This window comes from Amycolatopsis sp. NPDC058986, assembly GCF_042741125.1.
Taxonomy (GTDB): Bacteria; Actinomycetota; Actinomycetes; order Mycobacteriales; family Pseudonocardiaceae; genus Amycolatopsis.
The window spans coordinates 11,501-14,490 of the sequence record NZ_JBHYJW010000097.1; the positions used below are offsets into that span (position 1 = coordinate 11,501).

6 protein-coding genes are annotated in these 2,990 nt (G+C 72.9%); all 6 read right to left on the reverse strand.

Translation table 11 applies throughout. The features are described 5' to 3' along the window. Positions 1-200 precede the first annotated feature (200 nt). Positions 201-1,400: a hypothetical protein gene (locus ACFW0G_RS43320; RefSeq protein WP_378331396.1), complete on the reverse strand. Its 1,200-nt coding sequence runs from the start codon at positions 1,398-1,400 to the stop codon at positions 201-203. Next, entirely contained in the window at positions 1,397-1,750 is a 354-nt protein-coding gene (locus tag ACFW0G_RS43325) for a hypothetical protein (RefSeq protein ID WP_378331397.1), read from the reverse strand. The genes ACFW0G_RS43320 and ACFW0G_RS43325 overlap by 4 nt, the downstream gene beginning before the upstream one ends. A gap of 28 nt (positions 1,751-1,778) precedes the next feature. After that, positions 1,779-2,045, reverse strand: coding sequence for a hypothetical protein (locus ACFW0G_RS43330; RefSeq protein WP_378331398.1), 267 nt, complete (start codon positions 2,043-2,045; stop codon positions 1,779-1,781). A 26-nt stretch (positions 2,046-2,071) separates the two neighbouring features. After that, positions 2,072-2,542, reverse strand: coding sequence for an RRQRL motif-containing zinc-binding protein (locus tag ACFW0G_RS43335; RefSeq protein WP_378331399.1), 471 nt, complete (start codon positions 2,540-2,542; stop codon positions 2,072-2,074). Continuing rightward, positions 2,542-2,748 (reverse strand): hypothetical protein, encoded by a 207-nt coding sequence (locus tag ACFW0G_RS43340; RefSeq protein WP_378331400.1) that lies wholly within the window; start codon positions 2,746-2,748, stop codon positions 2,542-2,544. Before ACFW0G_RS43340 ends, ACFW0G_RS43335 begins: the two co-directional genes overlap by 1 nt. Then, the coding region (locus tag ACFW0G_RS43345) for a hypothetical protein (protein ID WP_378331401.1) at positions 2,748-2,990 on the reverse strand (243 nt) is incomplete at its 5' end. The genes ACFW0G_RS43340 and ACFW0G_RS43345, both read right to left, overlap by 1 nt.

The following is a 2,990-nucleotide window of genomic DNA, read 5'->3' on the forward strand; positions in this document are numbered from 1 at the left end:
TCGGTCGCGGTCGGGGCATCCGTTTCCTGGCGGACGATCGCCTGGTGACGTGACTCGCGGTGGTCTTCGTCGGCGAGCGTGCCCTCGACGTCGATGTCGGGGTTCCAGACCGGGGCGGGGCGGCGGGTCCACTGCTCGCCGTATTCGCCGTACTTGGGGTAGTTCAACGGTTTTCTCCTGTCCTTTGTGGATTTCTTGGGTCAGCTGACGCTGCGCAAGCCGGGGTCGGGGGTGGCGAGTGCGTCGCGCAGTTCCTGCGCGACCGGGACGCCCAGGCCCTCGTCGAGCACGTCGCGGACGTACGCGCTGATGCGCTTGACGCCGGGGTTCTCCGGCAGCTCGCCGCGCGTGATGGCGGCCTGCAGCGAGGGCAGCAACGCCGTTGCGCGGGCGGAGAGAACGACGGGGGCCTGTTCAGCGGGGGTTTCGGTGTTGTCCGCGTGGGGTTCGGGTTCTGGAACCTCCGGCACCGTGACCGTGGTCGGGGCCGGGTTCGGGACGTCCAGAAGGGACGGTGGGAGCGTGTACCGGACGGTGCGGGTGTCGATGAGCTGGCGGACCTCGGGAGCGAGGCTGGGCTGGACGCGGCCTCCGATGATGACCAGCTCGCCGCCAGCGGCGGCCTTGCGGTCCTCGGATTCCTCGCGGCGGACGATCGCGCGGGCCAGGCGGCGGTCGCGGCGGCTGGACTCCGGGCCGACGCCGTACCGGTCGACCCAGGCCAGTTCCCACGCGGTGTCGTGGTCGAGCTCGCGGGCGGCGCGGATGCTGGCGGCCGCCAGCGACAACCGCGGGTAACGAAGGTGACGCCACAGCGCCAGGCCCGGACGGCGGCCAGCGACCTCGGCGGAGTTGAGGCCCTGGCGGATCGAGTGCAGGCCGATTCCGAGCAGGGACAGCGCACCGAGGGCGAACGCGGCGGCCGGGCCGTTGTCCTGCAGGCCGTGCGCGGCGTTGATCGCGGCCGCCACCCCCGCCAGCACCCACGCCCACGTGGTGAGCGAGCCGGTCGACTTGCGCTCGCTGGTGCGGCGGTGGGCCTCGAACAGCACCACCCAGGCGCCGGTTTCGATGCTCGCGGGGAACGCGTGGTTGAGCGGGACGGGGATGTGCAGGGCAGTCGCGGCGAACGCTGCCTGGGCGGCCCAGGCCAGCGTGATCGGCAGGACAATCACCGTGGCCCAGAGCGCGGCGTTGGCAGCGTCGGGAATCCGGTCTCGGACGGCGGTGAGGGTGTTGCGCCGCTCCTGGCGGCGGGTGGCGGCGAGCTGGGCCAGGTGTGCCTGGGTGGCGCGGCGGCGGGCCTCGCGGCGGTCGGCGACGTCCTGTTCCAGGGCGGCCGCGGCGACGCGGTCGGCGCGGCGTTCCGCGCGCAGCTCGTGCAGGTACGACGTGATCATCCGGCCACCTCGACGTCGTCGCGGGTGATGTCGTCGGCGTTCGCGGCCTGGCGGGCCTGTTCGGCGGCGGCCTGGGCGGCGCGGTCGGCGAGGATCGCGCGGCGCATCCGGCGGGCCTGCAGCTCGTCGACCACGGCCACGAACGGCCAGATCCCGCCGATCAGGGCGCCGACAAACACCCACGCGGCCATGAGCGAGCCGGGCGCGTCGACGCCGGCGAGTACGACCGTGCCCGCGGCGGTGATGCCCCAGGCGACGGCGGTGCACAAGGCGTTGGGCAGGTAGACCAGGACGGCGTCGACGCGGGATCGGCGGGTGGTCGGGGGCGGGAACTCGATACGTGCGGACACGAGGGGATCTCCTTTCGGCAGCGCGGGGTCAGCGGGCGGGATCGAGGTCGGGGAGACGATTGATCACGGTCTTGACCAGGTCCGCGAGGTCTTCCGGCACCAGGCCCTTGTCGATCGCGGCGAGCGCGGCGTAGGCGTCGGCGAGGCGGAGCGCGGTGAGCTGGTACAGCTCGGCCATGCGTTCGCGGTGCTGCGAGAACTCCTCCTTGCGACGGGCGAGCACGCCGTACTGGCTCTCGTTGCTGGCGGCGGCCTGGGTGATCAGGTCGGCGGCGTACTGCAGGTACTTCGACACGGGGTTCTCCCTGGGGTTCGTTGGGTTCAGGCGGCAAGTGCGTAGCCGCGCTGGGCGGCGTGGCGCTCCCAGAAGCGGGTGCGGGTCTCGCAGTCGCTGCAGAGCCGCGAAATCGTGGACAGGTAGTAGGTCTGCTCTTCGCCGCATCCGCCGCGGCCGCGCTGGCAGATCCGGCGGGCCTGCAGCGCGAGCGCGATCGCGTTGAGCTGGTCGTTCGTCGCTGTGCGCTTCGGCACGGAGCGGGACACGAGGTAGAGCAGGGCGAAGTCCTGGGCGCGCAGGCCTTCGCGGCGGTGCTGGAAGCGCAGGCAGGCGACCGGAGCATGGCCGCCGGGGCGGCGGCCCATCGCGCGGAGCTGGCGGTACGTCGCGAAGATCTCGCGCGGCGCCCAGCCCCAGGCCAGGACCGGCAGGCCGTCGAACGTGCCGCGGGTGAGGACCTCGCCCAGGCCGTCGACGTGCTGCCACACGTAGGGCCACTGCCGCTTCCCGGACATCAGGCCACCGCCGCCAGCTCATCGGCGAGCTTCTTGAGCAGCTGGACGGCGTGGGCGTGCGCGGCGTCCGCGTCGGCGTCGTGGCCACCGAGCAGGCGCAGCGTGGCGGCCTTGCGCTCGTACCAGGTGGCCTCGACGTCCAGCGGGGACCCGTCGGCGGGGTGGTGCAGCGCCAGGTCCTGCAGTTCGGCGATGGCGTTGCGCATCACGCGACCCCCCGTTCCGCGGCCGCGGCCGCGTCGGCGGCGTCGCGGAACATCCACACCCCGGGGGCGATCTTGACCAGCTCGCCGTCGAGGGCCAGGCGGTCCAGCTCGGCCTTGACCCAGGCGCGCGAGCGCTGGCGCTCGAAGACCTCGGCCGGGATGTCGTCGAGCACCACGGTGTGGGCACCTTCGACGACCTGCAGGTGGTGCAGCACCTTGGCCAGCACGGTGCGCGCGCCGCC